The sequence below is a fragment of the Shewanella sp. S23-S33 genome (assembly GCF_043359565.1).
GTDB lineage: Bacteria > Pseudomonadota > Gammaproteobacteria > Enterobacterales > Shewanellaceae > Shewanella > Shewanella oncorhynchi.
Genome location: NZ_JBHFFD010000020.1, coordinates 1 through 19,309, shown reverse-complemented (window position 1 = coordinate 19,309; position 19,309 = coordinate 1). Strand labels below are relative to the sequence as shown.

At 44.3% G+C, this 19,309-nt stretch carries 13 protein-coding genes and 1 tRNA gene; 4 read left to right on the top strand and 10 right to left on the bottom strand.

All coding sequences use genetic code 11. The features are described 5' to 3' along the window. Positions 1 to 140: 140 nt before the first annotated feature. Entirely contained in the window at positions 141 to 551 is a 411-nt protein-coding gene (gene gloA, locus ACHA99_RS05920; protein ID WP_006087315.1) for a lactoylglutathione lyase, read from the bottom strand. Positions 552 to 1,679: 1,128 nt separating this feature from the next. Here gloA and zorA point away from each other — a divergent pair. From zorA to ACHA99_RS05900, 4 genes are read left to right on the top strand one after another with little or no spacing between them, the layout of a single operon-like run. Further along, on the top strand, positions 1,680 to 3,758 hold the full coding sequence (zorA, locus tag ACHA99_RS05915; RefSeq protein ID WP_393941649.1) for an anti-phage ZorAB system protein ZorA: 2,079 nt from the start codon (positions 1,680 to 1,682) through the stop codon (positions 3,756 to 3,758). Positions 3,759 to 3,761: 3 nt separating this feature from the next. Continuing rightward, complete coding sequence (locus ACHA99_RS05910) at positions 3,762 to 4,493, top strand: flagellar motor protein MotB (RefSeq protein ID WP_393941647.1); 732 nt, start codon at positions 3,762 to 3,764, stop codon at positions 4,491 to 4,493. Between the two features lie 27 nt (positions 4,494 to 4,520). Continuing rightward, a complete protein-coding gene (locus tag ACHA99_RS05905; RefSeq protein ID WP_393941645.1) occupies positions 4,521 to 5,948 on the top strand; it encodes an EH signature domain-containing protein in 1,428 nt (475 codons plus the stop codon). Next, positions 5,948 to 9,400 carry an SNF2-related protein gene (locus ACHA99_RS05900; protein WP_263141910.1) on the top strand — a complete coding sequence of 1,151 codons (3,453 nt, stop codon included), beginning with the start codon at positions 5,948 to 5,950 and terminating at the stop codon, positions 9,398 to 9,400. The genes ACHA99_RS05905 and ACHA99_RS05900 overlap by 1 nt, the downstream gene beginning before the upstream one ends. 351 nt (positions 9,401 to 9,751) lie before the next feature. Here ACHA99_RS05900 and nth read toward each other — a convergent pair whose 3' ends face one another. The 9 genes from nth to ACHA99_RS05855 all read right to left on the bottom strand — a co-directional run bounded on the left by nth (position 9,752) and on the right by ACHA99_RS05855 (position 19,195). Further along, positions 9,752 to 10,393 carry an endonuclease III gene (nth, locus tag ACHA99_RS05895; protein WP_113939645.1) on the bottom strand — a complete coding sequence of 214 codons (642 nt, stop codon included), beginning with the start codon at positions 10,391 to 10,393 and terminating at the stop codon, positions 9,752 to 9,754. Positions 10,394 to 10,597: 204 nt separating this feature from the next. Then, positions 10,598 to 11,296 (bottom strand): electron transport complex subunit E, encoded by a 699-nt coding sequence (locus ACHA99_RS05890; protein ID WP_028760019.1) that lies wholly within the window; start codon positions 11,294 to 11,296, stop codon positions 10,598 to 10,600. After that, positions 11,289 to 11,927, bottom strand: a complete 639-nt coding sequence (gene rsxG, locus ACHA99_RS05885) for an electron transport complex subunit RsxG (protein WP_105252444.1) — start codon at positions 11,925 to 11,927, stop codon at positions 11,289 to 11,291. Before rsxG ends, ACHA99_RS05890 begins: the two co-directional genes overlap by 8 nt. Before the next feature lie 74 nt (positions 11,928 to 12,001). Then, complete coding sequence (rsxD, locus tag ACHA99_RS05880) at positions 12,002 to 13,051, bottom strand: electron transport complex subunit RsxD (RefSeq protein WP_393941642.1); 1,050 nt, start codon at positions 13,049 to 13,051, stop codon at positions 12,002 to 12,004. Positions 13,052 to 13,077: 26 nt separating this feature from the next. Then, a complete protein-coding gene (gene rsxC, locus ACHA99_RS05875; protein ID WP_393941640.1) occupies positions 13,078 to 15,705 on the bottom strand; it encodes an electron transport complex subunit RsxC in 2,628 nt (875 codons plus the stop codon). After that, positions 15,699 to 16,298, bottom strand: a complete 600-nt coding sequence (gene rsxB / locus ACHA99_RS05870; protein WP_063884360.1) for an electron transport complex subunit RsxB — start codon at positions 16,296 to 16,298, stop codon at positions 15,699 to 15,701. The genes rsxC and rsxB overlap by 7 nt, the downstream gene beginning before the upstream one ends. A gap of 1 nt (position 16,299) precedes the next feature. Continuing rightward, a complete protein-coding gene (gene rsxA, locus ACHA99_RS05865) occupies positions 16,300 to 16,878 on the bottom strand; it encodes an electron transport complex subunit RsxA (RefSeq protein ID WP_006081543.1) in 579 nt (192 codons plus the stop codon). Between the two features lie 125 nt (positions 16,879 to 17,003). Then, positions 17,004 to 18,908: an EAL domain-containing protein gene (locus tag ACHA99_RS05860; protein WP_393941637.1), complete on the bottom strand. Its 1,905-nt coding sequence runs from the start codon at positions 18,906 to 18,908 to the stop codon at positions 17,004 to 17,006. Between the two features lie 211 nt (positions 18,909 to 19,119). Next, positions 19,120 to 19,195: transfer RNA gene (locus ACHA99_RS05855), tRNA-Asn, on the bottom strand. Between the last annotated feature and the right edge of the window lie 114 nt (positions 19,196 to 19,309).

Below are 19,309 nucleotides of genomic sequence, written 5' to 3'. Positions count from 1 at the left end.
AATCACTGGCTTGATTTATGTTTCTTTGTGCCTAACGTGAGATCTAAAGTATAAAAACAAAAATGCCGAATGAAGATCCGGCATTTTTCGCTGAATATATAGTCTTGCTCAGCTACTTTTTCGGGGTCAGTAGGCAGGACTTAACCTAAACCTTGGGTCGCTGATTTCATTTGAATGAACTCAATTTTATAACCGTCTGGATCTTCAACAAACGCAATCTCAGTGGTACCACCTGCGACAGGACCTGGAGCACGAGTCACTTTGCCACCGGCTGCGGCAATAGCAGCGCAACGGGCGTAGATATCTTCATCGCCAATCGCTAAGTGGCCAAAGCCTGTGCCTAAATCATATTTGTCAGTGCCCCAGTTATAGGTCAGTTCAACCACGGCTTGGCCTGTGGATTCTTCACCGTAACCTACGAAAGCTAAAGAATATTTGTATTCTGGATTTTCAGAGGTGCGAAGTAGTTTCATGCCGAGCACTTCAGTATAAAAAGCAATACTGCGTTCTAAGTTACCGACGCGGATCATAGTGTGTAATAGTTGCGACATAGGTCCTCTCTCTAAATAGATTACGGTGGGGAGTATATCAAAAATGTCTCTGCGCATGACCACAAATCTCATCCATGGTGTTTTTATCACACTTGATCAATTCGATTGGTTAGGATAGGAAACGCTGGCTGTCGACGGGCGAATTTGCGGATTGTGATAAGAAAATTGCCGATAAATTGGCTGTTGCTCACAAAACACAGAGACAAACATGGGTTTTTATCACTGGGTTGATAATAATGTAGCCATACTAACTAGGAGAGTGAATGATGAACACCGAACTTAAAATGGCTTTAGGCACCACAGTTGTTATTGCTTTATTTTTCAGTGCGTTCTTTGTTTCAATGTTTTAACGACTAATACAAGTTTGAGTTAACCCAGTTCCAAGTTAAGCAAAAAGCCGCTATTGCGGCTTTTTGTTTGTCTGTGATTCAGTGCACGTAAAACTTCACTAGGATTTGAAGATGATGTTTAGCGAAACTGAAATAGCAAATTAACGGGCTACTTTAAACACACTTTAAAAATTACCTGTTGAGTGAATGATACCAGCAATGTTTCTTGTGATTTTGCGTATGGCAACGCCATCAGAACTACGACATTTAATGAGCCGCACAGATAAATTTAGCGGATTTTTTTTGTGTGTAGCACCGTTAATTTTGCACCGTTAAGTTTCGGTGCTCTTTGTACTGGCAACAGGATGCGCTGCCTACCATAACGGCAAAAGAATGGTTACCAATTCTGTTGTCGTGTAGCTTCTCAAACCTGGTGCTGGTCAGCAATAACAACTGAAAGACAGCGAGTTATGGCATTTGTCGTCACCCAATGTTTTGCTCCGTCAATAAGCGATGAATAGGTATTTGCATCGATGCGGTAGTACATCGACAACATAGAGCGCTTTGGTTATGTAGAAAATGTTTGAATATGTTCAAATGAGTGACAGATGGCGTGAATTTTGTTGTAATCAATAACATAACTTACCGACTAATGCAGTCCGTCTCGCCTGCTTATATTTTCTTCATAAGTTCTGAGGGAATGTAGTCGAATGATTAAGCATCTTTTGTTAAGCATTTAAGTGGTGTTTGCATTCACTATCTAAGAATTCAAAATAATTAAAAAATTAAAGGACTAAAAATGGCTACTGAGCAGAAAATCGAGCTTTCTTGGCTAATTCCAGATTTCAATCAATTAACTTTGATTCCCACAACTGGTGATGAACTCAGTACACTTTTTGTTTTTGGACTAATTGTAGTCACTATCATATTTTCTGGATTTTTTGCCATAAAATGCGTTTCGACCTGGTTCAAACTGAGCTGGCTAGAGAAGGTATTAAAGCCACTAAATAGAAAAGATATTGTTGAGCAACGAGAGCCGCTACTTTTAAAAGCAAAAAGTAAGGAAAAGAGTATTGGATTCTTGTGGATGGAGTTTGATGAAACTTTGGTCGAAATTTGTAGGAATGGACGAATTGAGATTCGAAATACGTTAGATGCCGGTCATTTTTTTAACCCATATACACTGGCGGGAAGTGTTACCGAAAACCGACTTATAGCTGCTGTGCCAGGATTTCTAACTGCATTAGGTGTCATCGGTACCTTCATGGGGCTGCAATTAGGTTTAGCAGATCTAAAGCTTGGTGCCGGTGTCGATGTCAATGAAATGCAAGAAGGTGTTGCCGCTGTCGTCAACGGTGCAAAAATTGCGTTTTTAACCTCGGTGTGGGGGGTTGCATTAAGTGTTATTTTCAATTTTTTCGAAAAGCTTTGTGAGCAATTAATTCGCCGTAAAATTCGAAATATTGAATTTTTAGTTGATTGGCTGTTTCCTCGTATTCGACCTGAAGAACAGTTACAGATCATTTCTGACAACAGTTCTGAATCCAGAGAAGTCTTGCAAGGTTTGGCAGAAAAAATCGGCGAAAAAATGCAAGAAGCTTTAGTCTCTGCCACACAAGGGATTCAAACAAGTTTGGAACAAAGTTTGTCGGAAATTATGGCACCTGCGATTAATAAGCTTGTTGACTCGACAACCGAAGGCAATCAAAAGGCGCTTGAGGGCCTTCTGCAAAGTTTCATGGAGGGCTTTGGGCAGGCAGGAAACCAACAACGCGACGCTCTTGATGATGTGTCCGAGAGAGTAAATAAATCTGTTGAAGCAATGCAGGCAACAATGTCTAGTTTTGTTGAACAGCTTCAAAATTCGCAAGCCGCATCGGGAGATCGCGAAAAAGCGCTGATAGCTGACATCGCGAATCAAGTAAACAGCCTATCCACGCAGTCCCAATCAATTCATCAAAAACTAACCTCGTTTGTCGAAGGCCAGATTAGTGAGATGACCTCACAAATGCAAAGTCGTGAGGCGGCCTCTGCCAAACGAGATGAAGAGTTAGTTAAAACGATTAAAGTTCAAGTCGATGAGCTCATCTTGAATTCACGAAGCCAAGGCGAAAGATTGAGTAGTTTTGTAGAGTCGCAGCTAGGTGGGTTGGTGCAATCCTTTGATGACAGAGAAATGCGTGCATCTGAGTTAGAAACTGCCCGCAATGAGAGAATTGAACAGCAATCAAACTCTATTGCACAATTATCAACTGAGATTCTGAGTTCAGTAGAAAAATCTGTGTCGCAACAGGTAAAGGCTGTTGAACAGCTTCTTGTGCAAGGGCAAAAGCTTCAAAACAGCATCAATTCTTCGGTGGAAGCGAGTGCTCAGGCTACTCAAGCTATGAAGGAATCCTCAACAGAACTTCGTGTTTCTGCGGATAGCATGAAGGTTTTAAGTTCACATATTAATGAAGCAGGAAACAAGCTCTCAGGAGCTATTCGTAATGCCGTTGAGAGTACCTCTGATCTTGCAAGTCAAAATCAGTTGACTGCGCAACGTATGGAGAAACTGCGTGACGAATTGATTCGTGACGTTTCTCGATTCGGCGAGCTTACTGCACAGTTAAATGGCTTAATTTCCAGCGCAAGTTCTACATTTAGCGAGCTGAAAGGGTCACACAAAGAGTTTATTGGAGACCTTAAAGTTGAAGTAGAGGGCTTAAATCAGCGAATGACTGGGTTACTTAAAGATTATGCAGAGCAAGCTAATGGCCAAACTGCAGCACACCTTAATGTATGGTCGAGTTCTGTAACAGCCTACTCGACACAAATGAATAACGCAGTGAAAGCGTTATCGAGTGTTGTTGATGAAATTCAAGCAAAGCTGGGGTAACAGATGGACAGACTATCCTCGCGTCGAAATTCTAACGTAGATGAAGAGAACCCTTACTGGATGTCATTTTCCGATTTAATGTCGGCGCTACTTGTTATCTTCATTTTAGCGACAGTAGCATTGATTATTGAATTAACACAAAAATCTGAAAAAATTGATGCGAGTATTCAGGAACTTCAGCGGGCTGAAGAGGCTCGCCGCAATATACTGGTCGATATTAAAGAAGATTTAGCCAAACAAAATATTATTGTTGAGATTGTAGAAAATGACACTGTATTACGGATCCCTGAAAGTACATTGTCATTTAAATCAGCAAAAGACACCTTGCCCGAAGACGAGAAAACACAAACTGAAGTTGCTGCCATTGGTGACGCTCTGCATAAAGCTATTACCAAAGAGGAACGTTGGAAGTACTTAGATACAGTCTTTGTTGAGGGGCATACGGACAGCGTAAATATTTGGTATCGCGGAAAAGGCAATTGGGGTCTTTCAACTGACAGGGCAGTGTCAATTTGGAAGCTCTGGCAAGAAAGAAACTATTTGTTCCCCAAGCTAAACGAGCTAAAAAACTTTAATGGCCAACTGCTCTTTTCTGTTAGTGGCTATGCTGATACGCGACGGATAGATTTATTAGAGCAAAATGATGAGCAACGAGCTCGAAACCGTAGGATAGATATCCGTTTTACGGTTAAAAAACCTAAGCTTGAGGACTATAAAAAGGCTAAAGATGTTTAAATTCAGCCATACAATGGACAGCCTGTAATGGAATTTGTTTTGAACGATCTTCGTTATCTTAAAAACATTAAGGTGATGGAACAACTGACCCTGGAGCAGAGCTCTATTGCTAAAAGGGCTGGTACCGATAATCCAAAGTTTGAGGCTGCATGGGTTCGTTTGCTGAATTTACTTTCCCGCAACAAGTTTGAACTTTTTAAAATTGAAAATCGCTTTGATGTTCGAGCTTTGTCAATTGCGTTGACGGAACAACTAGGTTTCCGTAAGGCCATTAGAATCGAAAGACACTTGCTCAGTGATGTATCTGCAATGATTCCGAAAGGGAGTAACCTTTTTATTGAATCATTGTTCCAGTTTTTTCTCAGTGACTTTGACTCAATTAAAGACCCTGATGTTATTGGCGACTGGCTCTGCCGGGAGAGAAAGCGTAAGGGGTTAAATCTACTCCAAGAAGAAAAAGTATTATGTGCAGATGGTCCAACGTTTCTTGCCAAGCAAGCCATCAATAGAGGTGCAACATTCGAGCAGCAAATCAACCACTGGAAATTAGATGGTTACGCCTCTGGTGATTTCCTCAAAAGAGCACAATCGGTCTATTTTGTTGAACAATTACAAAATATTCCTGTTAATAAACCTCATCAGTTGCTTGAAGAAATCAGTAAGCCGTTTGTTGCAAGTAGTCGTTATGATGCAAATGATCTTATCGGGCACGTAGCTCTTAGAATCTTGATTGACAGAGCACCTACACAGCAAGTGCATGAAAGTTGGCAAAACGCCGTCATTGCCATAGCTGGCGATCCCAGAATCCCCAAAAGCCACCCTCGCTTTATTCAGTGGTGGAGCCAACTTTCACCACAGCAAAGTAAAAAAGTGCAAGGTTGGCTTTCTAAATTAGACCTCAAGTTGTTTCTTGAGGCCCTTGAAGATTACTCGAATAGTTCGCGAGACGCTGACATGATGAGAATGTTTCCTTCTAGGAAGCACTTCTTAGAAGGGTTGCATCAGGCAGGCGCAATTGTTCATACCAAGTTATATCTTTCAAAGAAAGCAGATTGGTATATCCGCAAAAACTACAAACCTGAGCATGTTCCTGATTACTCAATCGTAGAGGATGGTGACCGTTCTATTATTTATGCCGAACTTACCCATGGCCATATGATTGAAGGCAGCCACAACTGCCAGATTTGGTTTTACAGGAACTTACATGATTCAGCACAAGTGCTTCAGTTTGGTAAGCAAAGAGTTGGGTATCGTTCGCTAACGGCGGGATTAAACGAGAAAATGTACGAGTATGGTTGTGAAGCACACGATAACTTTACGCATTCACCTGCAAACTTCAGCTGGCAGCGACGCTCAATCAAAGCTGTTAACGAGTTAGGTGGGAAGATCAGAGCCGCTGATGTTCTAACCGAAGACGATTATCGAATTTACAAACGATTGTATGGAGTGAGCTAGTGAAGAATTGGATTTCGTCTTTTTTTGGGGTTAAAGAGTCCGATACTAAATTTTCTATTGATATTAGCAAAGATAGTATTGATTTTTTCTGCGATCAATATCAGTTCAATAAGATAAAAAAAGGTGACGCCGACGAATTTATCACAGCTCAATTTGTTGCCTTGCAAATGCTGGCTGAAGAGGGAAATGCTGAAGCAATTCCAAATGGATTTGTTGTGCCACATGAAGTTATTGTTTCACTGGATGAAGATGTATTCCAATTAATACAGTTACCAGAGAGATGGGATGATGGTGCTGAAGTCGATATCAGAGGTACTACTGGTAGTGAGTCTTTTAGTGTCAGTATTGATGTAACTGCGCCTTCGGGGCGGATGACGGCTGTTTACAAGAGATCGGGCAGCATCCTGACATTTGGTGATAGTCAATTTACTCTCACGGCACCAATGTTCAATGTTTTTAGTGCGTTGGAGAGTCATGCGAATTCTGCCAAAAGTGAATCAGATAATCTGCTTTTACTTCATCGATTTCAACTGGCACAGAAAGCAGGTGCCAAACTTTCACTTAGTCACTTCGACAAGCTCAATATCCATGTCCCAGATAAGATAACTGTAGAAGCTGAACTTGATGAATGGGGCAACTTGATTTTGACCCCAAATATGGGGCAGACAACAGGTCACGATCAACTTCAACGAGTGCTGGGGCAATTGCAGTCTGAGGCGGGCCGAACGTTGAAAGTTGGGAACGAAATTATTCTCTTTGACGAGAAAACGGCCAAAGCAGTCAAAGAAATTATCTCCCACAGAAAAATACCTAAATCTCAAGTTGAACAATTTTTGAAGGCTCCTGGTGCATTTCTGGATGCGAGCCTAGTCGATCTTGATGTTGGATTTGCTTTACGAGTAAAAGGAGCGACACGTTTTAAACACGCATATTTTGGTGAAACTGATGAATCGGGGATCAATTGGTTTGGCCAAAGTCAGGCTTCAGGAACGATTCTGCCTATTAGTGCAGTGACGAAAGTTGTGAAAACTTTAGAGGACTTGCAGCAGCTACAGCAAGTGATTAGCGATGCAAGAGCAACTGGTGTTACAGAAGTAGTCTTCGAGGGAAAAATCTATGATATCGGTAGTGAGTCTGAAGTAAATGAAACTTTAGAAAAGCTGGGCTACAAACTTCGGAGTCAACCTGATGATGGCGATGGGGACGGCGAGCCAAGCGGTCCTACTGAACCTGATGAGCCAGATCTGACGGATGATGGTCCTATTGTTATTGATATTGCTTTAAATGACGACGAATTAGATAGCCCGTCGAAGATCGTTGAAGAAGCACTTAACGATGTGCTTTACAAAGAAGAGTTAGATTGGAGCAACCACAAAAGACAGCCATTCCCGCATCAGCTAACCGGAGTACAGTGGATACTTGGCCTTGAGGAAATGGCGCGCGAAAAAGAGCTTGTTAATGGTGCTTTGCTGGCAGATGACATGGGCTTGGGTAAGACCTTTATGTCTTTATCTGCCGTTGAGCATTATTACCGAATATGCGATGACAACGGTGAAACGTGCCGACCCACGTTGATCGTTGCGCCTTTAAGTCTTTTAGAGAATTGGAAAGACGAAGTTGGCGTCACATTTCACGAGTCACCATTTAGAGATATTGTCATCTTGCAATCAGATGGGGAGCTAAATCGTTTTCGAGATGGCAGCATTGAAATTAGAGCATCTAATTTTGATGAGGAAACCATAGAGCCTCGTTACTCGCTAAAGTTTGGTGAGCAGCATGGCCTTGAACGATTAGATCTGCCTCGAAGATTAGTGATCACGACTTACCAGACATTGCGCGATTATCAGTTCTCGTTGTCTCAAATCGACTGGGGTTTAGCGATTTTTGATGAGGCACAAAACACCAAGAATCCTAATGCGTTACAAACTCGCGCAGCTAAAGGTCTGAAAGCGAAGTTCAAATTACTTGCTACAGGTACTCCGGTCGAAAATAGTCTTGCCGACTTTTGGTGTCTGATGGATACAGCATGTCAAGGCTATCTCGGAACTTATCAGGATTTCCGACAAACCTATATAACGCCGATTTTGCAAGCCGCAGGTGACGAGGTAGATCGCGTAAGAGCTACTTTGGGTCGCCAGTTGAGAGAAAAAGTCGGTGCTTTAATGCTACGTCGTGTCAAAGAAGACAATCTGGAAGGATTACCACAGAAGACCATATTGGTTGGCATCGAATCTACCGATTGGCTGTATGAACCAAAATTACATTCCGTTATGACCGCTTACCAGCAAAGAGTATACGAAGGTGCGATTGAGGCACAGTTGGAAGATGAAGACAGTCATGTGCTTACAACGTTGATGCGCTTGCGCGATAGTTCGCTTCACCCACGTTTGGCTGATAGTGGTCGACTCGATCCTCCAACTTCTAAACGCGAAATACAGGCTCTTTTCGATGAATCGGCCAAAATGGCTAAAACTATTGAAGTGCTGTCTGAGATCCAATCTCGAAAAGAAAAATGCATCATCTTCGCAGTGAATAAACGACTTCAGCGTTTCTTGAGTATTGCGCTTGGAAGTTACTTTGGCTTGGGGCCTCTGCATGTAATAAATGGTGATACAAAAGCAGTTGTTAAGAGACAAGGCGATTTAAGCCGTAAGTCGTTGATTGCCGATTTTGAGGCGAAAGACGGTTTTAACATCATCATTATGTCGCCAGTTGCTGCAGGGGTTGGATTAACTGTTGTCGGTGCAAATAATGTCATCCACTTCGAAAGACACTGGAATCCAGCTAAAGAGGCTCAGGCTACTGACAGGGTGTACCGTATTGGTCAGAAGAAAGATGTAAATATATATGTGCCGATACTTCATCATCCATCATTTGAATCTTTTGATGTGAATCTGCACCGTTTGTTATCTCAAAAGTCTATGTTAAAAGATGCCGTGGTCACGCCTGGTGAAGTGATGCCTAATCCAACCGGATCAGGCGGAAATCACCTTGGCGTTGATAGTATAATCACCTTTGACGATATGCCACGATTGAGCTGGAAACAGTTTGAAGCCTATACGCTCGAGGTGCTTGCAAGAGAGTACCAAGCCGATAGCGCTTGGCTCACTAAAGACGGCTCAGATTTTGGCGCAGACGGTATATTGGCAACTAGCAATCAATCGATGCTTATTCAAGCTAAACACAAGCACGGCGCATACAAAGGTCATAGTGCCGTTCAAGAAATATCGAATGCAAAAGTGCTTTACGGAAAGCACTTAGGTAGAGAGATTTCTAAACTAATCTTTGTGACTAACGCTACTCAACTTGCAAAAAGTGCCAGAGATATTGCAAATCAATTAGACGTTACCGTTATAGATGGCAATGAACTTAAAGATTTGTCAGAACGGCATAGCATCACTTTTGGACAGGTGTTGACCCGCTTGTCTAAAAAACGGTATGTGTTTCAATAAGTGAACTAAAAAACTAATTTTACAGTTTTATAAGGGGGTTAACTCATCCCTGCGGCATTGATGGGCAACTTTACTTTCGGGATGGAAATTGGCATTAATTATGTCAAAACGCCGGTTTTGACAAAAAGTCTTGTTTGAACCTTTAATTAGCGCTTATTAAGACATTGAAGCTGCAAGTAAAATTAACGGTGCCACCCACTTTAAGAATTACCTTTTGGGTGAATGATACCAGTAATGTTTCTTGTGATTTTGCGCAGGGCAGCGCCATCAGAGCTACGAAATTTAATGAGGTGCCCATAGAAATTTTGCAGATTTTTTTGTGTGGGTGGCACAGTTAATTCCTGCTTGGGTTTATTCTTCAGGATAAATTTTTTCTTTAAAATCACACAAGTCTTCAATGATACAGCTGCCACAGCGGGGTTTGCGCGCAAGGCAAGTGTAGCGTCCGTGCAAGATAAACCAGTGGTGTACATCGACTTTAAATTCCGCTGGCACGACTTTTAGCATTTTCTCTTCCACTTCGACTACGTTCTTGCCGGGCGCGAATTTAGTGCGATTGGCGAGGCGAAAAATATGGGTGTCGACGGCGATGGTTGGCCAACCAAAGGCAGTGTTTAGTACCACGTTAGCCGTCTTGCGGCCAACGCCGGGCAGAGACTCTAGGGCTTCGCGGTTTTCTGGCACTTCACCATTGTATTTCTCAATTAAGATCTCACAGGCTTTGATCACATTGATGGCTTTGTTGTTATATAAGCCTATGGTTTTTATGTATTGCTTTAAACCTTCTACGCCAAGGGCATAAATGCTGTGGGCTGTGTTTGCCACAGGAAAGAGCTTGTCTGTTGCCTTGTTGACGCTCACATCTGTTGCTTGGGCCGATAACGTCACTGCCACTAGCAGTTCGAAGGGACTTGAAAAATTGAGTTCGGTTTCAGGTTTGGGATTGTTATCGCGAAGACGAGTGAGGATCTGGATACGTTTTTCTTGATTCATGTACGATTCCTGCGCTGTGGTGGGGTTCAACTCTCAACCGTTCATTATCACTATCTTATTAATGATGATTGATGAGTTTACAACCCACGTTCGCTGATTTTCTTATGCTTTGAGTTTTGCCGCTAATCATGTGCTAGGCACACATTAAACGCGTTAACACTAGGGCATATCTGATCGCCATAATGCCTGTCGTTACTTGAAAGCCTAACCTACCTTAGTGATCCGTGCGCGGGTAACACTTGGCTCTGCGGCGACTTGAGGTTGGCGTTCTTTGACTTTTTTATCAATCACATTTTTCAATGCAATCAATAATCCCATCACGATAAATGCGCCGGGTGGCAACATAGCAAGGAGAAATGGGGTATCGACTTGCCATAGATGCATGGTTAACGATTTAGCCCATGGGCCGAGCAGTTGATCCGCACCATCAAACAGTGTGCCTTGACCTAAGATTTCCCGCGTTGCGCCCAGCACTGTAAGCACTAAAGTAAAACCAAGGCCCATCATTAGACCATCGAAGGCGGCACTAAACGCATTATTGCGCGAGGCAAAGGCTTCGGCGCGGCCGATGATGATGCAGTTCGTCACAATTAATGGCAGGAAGATCCCAAGGGATAAATACAGGCCGTAGGCATAGGCATTGATGAGCAGTTGCACTGTGGTGACTAGCGCGGCGATGATCATCACAAACACAGGAATACGAATTTCTTTGGGCACATAGTCGCGCACCAGTGACACCAAAATGTTAGAGCCAATCAGCACCAGCATAGTGGCTAGACCAAGGCCAAGGGCGTTAGTGATCGTTGCAGTAACCGCGAGTAGCGGACATAAACCTAACAGTTGCACTAGGCCTGGATTGTTTTTCCACAGTCCTTGCCACGCAATTTCGCGATAATTAGTCATGGTTGGCCTCACAATTTAGCGGCTGGCTGAAAATTTGTGCTTGGTTAGTGCTGAAATACCATACCGCGTTTTTGACTGCTTTAACATAAGCGCGCGGGGTGATGGTTGCACCGGTAAATTGGTCAAAATCGCCGCCATCTTTTTTAACTAACCATTGCTTATCATCTGCAGAGCCCAACACTTTACCAACAAACTGAGTGACCCAATTCGATTTACGTAGTTCAATTTTGTCACCCAGCCCAGGGGTTTCTTGGTGGGACAAGGTACGTACGCCTAAGACTTCACCTTGGATATTAATCCCAACAATTAACTTAATATTACCGCTATAGCCATCGGGTGCTATGGCTTCCATGGCGATAGCGACAGGCTTGCCTGCATGGGTAGCAATATAGGCCGGCATTGGACTATCCGTGCCTAATGCTTCTTTGTTTAATAGCAAGGTACACTGAGCCGTAAGCTCGTTATCATGTATTTCATCAGGGATTAATTGTTGCAATACTCGCATCAATTCCTGTTGTTCTTGCTGCTTAATCTTGTCAAAGGTTTGTTGATTGACCGCGGCGACGAGACCCGTGCAAATCAAGGCAAACAGCGCCAATAAAAAACCATTTTTAATCATCGGATTTTTCAACTCTTTTTCCTTAAGCTCTCGTTGCCAGCAGAATGACATTATCTTGTAGCATGACGGTAGTCCGCCAAATGGCCTTAGCTAGCTGAATGACCATAGGTGCGTGGCCGCACATAGTAGTCAATAAAGGGGGCGCAGAGGTTAGCCAATAACACGGCAAAGGCAAAGGCGTCAGGGTAACCGCCTTTAATGCGGATGATGTACACCAACACACCAATTAACGCGCCGAAGATAATGCGACCACGGGGGCTGGTTGCTGCTGTGACGGGATCGGTTGCGATAAAAAATGCCGCTAACATGGTCGCGCCAGAAAACAAATGTAATAGGGGACTGCCTTGGGTATCGGGCGACAGTAAGAAACCGATACTCGATGCGACAAAGAGCCCCAATAACACGCCAGTACTGATGTGCCAACGAATGGCTTTCAGTTTAAGTAATACTAAACCGCCAGCCAGATAAGCCAAATTCACCCAGAACCAACCTACGCCTGTGCTGCCATCAAAAATGGCTTTAGTCAGGCTTTCAGTGGTGGTTAATCCTAGGGATAAATCGGTTTTAAGGGTATCGAGTGGCGTCGCCATTGCGATGCCATCTATCCCTAAACGAAACTGTTCCAAGTTAACGTGGGCGCCAATGTTGAAGATAAGTTGCAAGCTCTCAGCTAGGTTAGGCGAATGCAGCGCAACGGTACTCGGTGCTATCCAAGTGGTCATTTGCACTGGGAATGAGATTAACAGCAATACATACGCCGCCATTGCAGGGTTAAACAGGTTATGGCCTAAACCGCCGTAAAGGTGCTTAACGATAACGATCGCAAAGGCGGTGCCCATCACTATCATCCACCAAGGTGCAAGGGGAGGAATGGCGACACCAATCAAGATTGCGGTCAGCATGGCGCTGTTATCGCTAAGGCTGGCTTTGATATCACGATTGCGAAGTTTCATCACCGCGGCCTCACAGCTTAAGGCTACGAGGATCGCCAGCAGGACTTGCACGAGTGTGCCCCAGCCAAAAAAGGCGCATTGCACCACAAGGCCCGGCAGTAAACATAAAATCACCCTTTGCATCACAGTTGAGGTTTGCAAATTACGTGTGACATGGGGTGATGAGGCTATTTTAAACGCCATTGTGTTCCCTTTTTATCATTCTGTTCTTAATCATTAGCAACATTTGAATCGCTAGAAGCTTCGGTTTTTTGAGCGAGTGCCGCTTTTTTGGCTTTCGCTTTGGCGATGGTCGCAGCAATCCGCACTTTTTTAAGCTCATCGCCTGATAAGGTTGCCGTTTCAATGGGTTCTGCAATTTGTTCTGCGGATGGTAAAACGGCTTCGGGTTTAGCTGCGACGGCGTCAAGTGCTGCTATCGACGGCGATGCCACGTTAGCTTTAGTTTGAATGTCGTCAACTGACGTGGACTCTGCCTCTAAATCAGACTTAGGCTCAACAATTGACGCCGCTGCTTTTTTCGCTTTGGCACGAGCAACTGCGGCAGCCACTTTCGCCTTTTTAATCGCTTCAGCGTTGTTAACGTCAGTAGCGGCGGCTTCTGTATCATCATTCACATCTGCTTGAACGCTAGCTGCGGAATCAACTGCTGGAGTCGCGGTTTGAGTTAAATCATTGTCAGCATTTGTCTCAACTTGCTGCGCGGCTTTTTTCGCTTTAGCACGGGCAACCGCGGCGGCTACTTTGGCTTTCTTAATCGCTTCTGAATCATTAACGTCACTAACGCTAACATCACTAACGCTAACGTCAGTATTGCTAACTTCAATATCACTAGCGGCGGTTTCTGCTTGCTGCGCCGCTTTCTTGGCTTTTGCCCGCGCGACTGCGGCAGCCACTTTGGCCTTTTTATCATCGGCAGCGCTAGCTTCTGGTGTACTGTCAGCCGTTTCAGCCGTTTCAGCCGTTTCAAGCGGCGCGGTATCGGCTTGCTGAGCCGCCTTTTTAGCTTTGGCACGAGCAATGGCCGCGGCGACTTTGTCCTTCTGAGATAACGGCGCTTCTTGCGCGATTGCATCTGTTGCTAAGAAGGATTCATCACTGGCATCAATATTCACCACATTGCTTGTATCTGCACCATTTGTATCAGCACCATTGGCATTCACTTGGGCGGCTTTCTTCGCCTTAGCGCGGGCGATGGCTGCTGCAACGGCAGCTTTACCCTTGGGCGCGTCTGTCGTATCAGTGCTTGTTACGTTTGATGATTCTTCATTCGACAACTCTTCAGTTGCTGATTGTGCCGCTGCGGCTTTTTTCGCGGCGATCCGTGCCATGGCTTCGGCGACGGCATTTTTATCCGTGCCAGTCATAGTCGCTTGTCGGCGCTCTGCGGCTTCTTTGGCCTTAGCTTCACGGGCAAGCTTTTCTTCTTCAAGACGCGCTAAACGGGCATCGAAACGCTGTTTAGCGCGCTCCGCTTGCTGCTTCTCATCGGCGGCTTGTTTGAGTGCGGATTTGGCAATGCGGTAATACTCGACTAAGGGAATATCACTCGGGCAGACGTAACTACAACAACCGCATTCAATACAATCCTTTAGATTGTAGCTGGCAGCTTTGTCATATTCTTCGGCCTTGGCGTGCCAAAAGAGTTGCTGTGGCAATAAGAGTGCAGGGCAGGCATTGGCGCATTCGCCGCAGCGGATACAGGCTTTTTCTTCTGGCGTAGTTCCTATTTCTTGGCTGCTTGGCACCAGAATACAGTTAGTACCTTTTAAAATAGGCACTTGGATATTCGCCAATGCATGGCCCATCATAGGCCCGCCAATAATCACCTTTTGTTCAGGCTCTGGCGTGAACTCAGTCGCAGCAAGCACATGCTCAACAGGTGTGCCTATCGGTAACCAGTAGTTCCCCGGTTTACCGACATTTTTGCCCGTCACAGTCACCACACGCTCAATCAGCGGTTTACCTTGGGTAACCGCTTGATGAATCGCAAAGGCAGTGCCGACGTTATGCACGACGATACCGAGTTTGGCGGGAATAGCGCCCGAGGGCACTTCGCGGCCAGTAATAATTTGAATTAACTGCTTTTCACCACCAGAAGGGTATTTAGTCGGAATGACGGTTACCCGAATGCTGTCCGCTGGGAGCCCACATTGGACGACTGCAGCTTGCATGGCTGTGGCCGCTTCTGGCTTATTATCTTCAATGGCGATAACAATGCGTTTTGGCGTTAATAACCGATGAATAATGCCAATACCGGCGAGGATATCTTGGCTGTATTCGCGCATTAATCTGTCATCTGCGCTGATATAAGGTTCGCACTCGACGCCGTTGATGATGACTAAATCAATTTCACTGACCGGATTAAGCTTAATATGAGTTGGAAACGCCGCGCCGCCCATGCCTGCAATGCCAGCAGCACGGATCTTATCGATCATCTGTTGATGGCTTAAATCATCAAGCTCATTTTGCACCAGCTCACACCAAGTGTCTTTGCCATCGGCTTGGATAACGCAGGTATTAACCGGCAATGCTGAGGCGTGGTTACTTGCCCTTGGCTCAATAGCAACGATAGTGCCTGATGTCGGCGCATGCACAGGTAAATGCCAAATGGAGGTGCCTTGCGTTAACGGCGTGCCTTTTAATACGCTATCGCCGATGTTTACCGCAAGTGTGCAATTTTCACCGACTTGAGGGATGGGCACTAAGTACGTATCGGCTAAGGGCAGTTGGCTAATCGGCGTCGCGTTCGAGAGGAATTTGACTTCGGGTGGATGTATACCACCGGGTGAGCGCCAAAGGGTTCCTTTATCTAATTGATCTAATAAAGTTAACACCGCTTTTCCTCTTCTAACTGTGGGTCTTGGTTCTGAATCTCTTGAATGAGAGTCACTGGGATGGCATTTAAGCGCCAGTTCCAATTTTTAAGATTCTGGGTGACTGGGATCATATCAATACAATCGACGGGACAAGGCTCAACACAGAGATCGCAACCCGTGCAATCGGTTGTCAGCACAGTATGCATAAGCTTACCTGCACCGATAATCGCATCCACGGGGCAGGCTTGAATACACTTAGTGCAGCCAATACATTCGTCTTCACGTATGTAGGCGACCTTTTTCACTTGAGATTGTGCTTCGGCATTCAGCGGCTCGGGCTCGACGCCCATCAGGGTCGCCAGTTTTTCCATGGTGGCAGTGCCGCCGGGAGGGCATTTGTTGACTTTATCGCCGTTGGCAATCGCTTCAGCATAAGGGCGACAGCCAGGGTAACCACATTGACCACATTGGGTTTGTGGCAGAATCGCTTCGAGTTCATCGACAATCGGATTGCCTTCAACCTTAAATTTAACGGCGGCAAAACCGAGTAATAGTCCAAAGACTAATGCCAATAGGGTCAACAATATGACTGCAATTAAAATTCCGGACATCTTACTTAACCAATCCTGTGAATCCCATAAAGGCGAGGGACATAAGACCTGCGGTGATCATCGCTATGGCGCCGCCTTTGAAAGGTAAGGGGACATCTGCGGCTGCTAAACGTTCGCGCATCGCCGAGAAGAGAATTAACACTAATGAGAAGCCTAATGCAGCACCAAAGCCATAGATAGCCGATTGGATAAAATCGTGCTTCTCGTTAACGTTCAATAGGGCAACACCCAACACAGCACAGTTAGTGGTGATCAGCGGCAGGTAAATCCCTAAAGCGCGATGCAGTGCAGCACTGGTTTTTTGCACCACCATTTCAGTAAATTGCACCACAACCGCAATCACTAAAATGAAGCTCATGGTTCGCAGGTAGCTCAGATCAAAGGGTAATAATAGATACTGGTTGACGAGGTAACTGAGAATAGAGGCTAACGTCAGCACAAAAGTGGTCGCCATAGACATGCCAATAGCGGACTCCAGTTTACTGGATACCCCCATGAAAGGACACAAGCCTAAGAATTTCACTAAAACGAAATTGTTGACCAGTACTGTACTGATCAACAAGAGGAGATATTCAGTCATCTCAATACTTTTCTAAACGGATCTTGGCCGTATTATCGACTTTTCCGTTTGCATAAACAACATATAGAATGCAGGGTTAACCATCTTTACTGTAAATTTTGGCGACGAATTAACCCGTTAAAGTATTAAATTTGATCTGTAATCGCCATGGCTTGGGGCTGTGCTATGTAATAGCCTTGCAATCCATCAACTAAGAGTTTTTCGAGGGTGAGTTTTTCTTCTTGGCGTTCGACGCTGGTCGCAATAACCCGAATGCCTATCCGCCTTGCAACATCCACCATCATACGGACGAAGAACTTATTATTGCTGTCTTCATCAATGTTCGATGTGTAGCTGCCATCAAGCTTTATGTAGTCTGGGCGCACTTCACTGAAGAATTTGAAGGACGTAAAGCTCATGCCAAAACGCTCAATCGACACCCGTGATCCAACGCTATGTATTTCGCGAACGAACTTATAGCTTGCCCCTAAGTTAGACTGCATACCGGACTCATTGATCTCAAATACTAAGCGCGAGGCGATGTATTTTTGCTTGCCTAAAATGTCCTTTAGCCAAGCGACAAACATATCTTGATGCGCAGAAAATGCGCTGATATTGATGCCAAAGTTACCCGAAATGGTCGGGTTTTCCTTAAGCATTCTTAATGCACTGATCACCACCAGTTTATCTAATTCAGAACTCATACCGTGACGTTCGGCCATAGCGATCACTGTGGTGGTGGGTAAGAACTTGCCTTCACTATTATAAAAACGGGCTAATAACTCACGGTAAACCTCTACATCGGTACGACACGGCTGAATAGGTTGTTGGTAGAATTTTAATGCTTGGCGAGTGACTAAATCATTGATCGCCATTTTCCAGCGATCATCGCCAAACTGCTCGTCACCATTGAGTTTTTCTTGGATATGATAGCTATTAGGCCCAAGGGTTTGCGCTATGCTGACTGCGGTATCCGCAATCGTCAGTAAATTAACCGCATCGGTACCTTGGCGATAGGGAACTAAACCGATATGGGCAACAGATTCCGCTTTTGTCATCTGCAAATATTCATCGAGATAAATTTTTAATTGGTCTAAAAATTTTGGCGCATCCTTCAGCATGACATCAGGAATAAAGATGGCAAAATCAGCGCTCGATACCCTGAAACATTCTGCGTCTGAATACTTACTACAGGCTTTGCGGATACAATTTGCCACCCTTGAAAGATAATCATCCCCCGCAGTTCGCCCTTGTTTTTGATTGATTTGCGCAAGCTCTGTCGCCTTAACCATTGCCATCAGCCCCAATTGAGGAATATCGGGATTACTTATGGTTTCTAATTTTTGGGTAAAGCGCTGGCGACTACCAAAACCCGTCACAGTGTCTTGATAGGCCGCTTTATGCAGCTTTTCATTCTCTTGATTGAGTTTATCGATTTGGGCTTTAAGTTGAAGACGACACTCTTCAAGGGATATTCCAATGGGGTTGAGCTCACCTGTGAGTTTTGATGATGCGACAGCAGAAAACCCTAACTCAGGTATTTTTGAAATATAATCAGCAGCATAACGTATCGCCGCCCTATGTTTTGACATTAACAGAATAAACACTAACAGTAAGATAAGGTAAGCCACCAGTAACATGACACCGAGCTTTTGAGTATGACTAATCGAAGTTTCAATCGCTTGGTTTGCACTGAGTTTGACTTGTAAACGACCAGTTGCCAATTTTTGTGTATGACTGAGTTCAATAGAAAATAAACGGGCTAAGGGATGAGGATGTTGGCTGTCTAAACGACCTTCTGTATGACTCCGTTGGCCATCGGTATCATCAATATATTGGAAAAATTGGAATGGGTAATTTTCAGAAAGCTTTTTGAAGAGTTCGGCGCCATCACCTTGCCATTGTTGGTAGCGGGCTAAACTGGTTTTAAAGCTATCAAGTTCTTGCTGTTGTTGGATTTGTAATTGGCTATTTTCGCTTTGATAAACCCAAGCAAAAAGACCTAAGAAAATAAGCAGTAAAAAAATTGGATATGATTTTGACATGGCCATAAAAATCCGCTCTATTTTTTTGGGTGAGCTCAAACAGGATAAGTTTAAGTCAAGAATACTTAACTGCAGCTATCTGTGTGATGACACTCATAAATTTTTATTAATAAGCTGATAACAGTGTAACTGCATTTGCTTAAAAACAAAACGGAAAAGAATAGGGTAACTAGAAGCCAGAAGAGGCAAAGACACGGGAACAAAACGAAGAATAAATTGGCTCCCCTGACTGGACTTGAACCAGTGACATACGGATTAACAGTCCGCCGTTCTACCGACTGAACTACAGGGGAGTAGAGGGTGCGATATTGCTATCGACTTTACAGAAATAACACTTTTTAAATGGCTCCCCTGACTGGACTTGAACCAGTGACATACGGATTAACAGTCCGCCGTTCTACCGACTG

Coding starts and splice junctions, on each gene's coding strand:
- ACHA99_RS05860 (WP_393941637.1), bottom strand. CDS start 18,908: ATGGCCATGTCAAAATCATATCCAATTTTTTTACTGCTTATTTTCTTA.
- rsxA (WP_006081543.1), bottom strand. CDS start 16,878: ATGACTGAATATCTCCTCTTGTTGATCAGTACAGTACTGGTCAACAAT.
- ACHA99_RS05890 (WP_028760019.1), bottom strand. CDS start 11,296: ATGACTAATTATCGCGAAATTGCGTGGCAAGGACTGTGGAAAAACAAT.
- ACHA99_RS05905 (WP_393941645.1), top strand. CDS start 4,521: ATGGAATTTGTTTTGAACGATCTTCGTTATCTTAAAAACATTAAGGTG.
- gloA (WP_006087315.1), bottom strand. CDS start 551: ATGTCGCAACTATTACACACTATGATCCGCGTCGGTAACTTAGAACGC.
- nth (WP_113939645.1), bottom strand. CDS start 10,393: ATGAATCAAGAAAAACGTATCCAGATCCTCACTCGTCTTCGCGATAAC.
- rsxD (WP_393941642.1), bottom strand. CDS start 13,051: ATGGCGTTTAAAATAGCCTCATCACCCCATGTCACACGTAATTTGCAA.
- rsxB (WP_063884360.1), bottom strand. CDS start 16,298: ATGTCCGGAATTTTAATTGCAGTCATATTGTTGACCCTATTGGCATTA.
- ACHA99_RS05910 (WP_393941647.1), top strand. CDS start 3,762: ATGGACAGACTATCCTCGCGTCGAAATTCTAACGTAGATGAAGAGAAC.
- zorA (WP_393941649.1), top strand. CDS start 1,680: ATGGCTACTGAGCAGAAAATCGAGCTTTCTTGGCTAATTCCAGATTTC.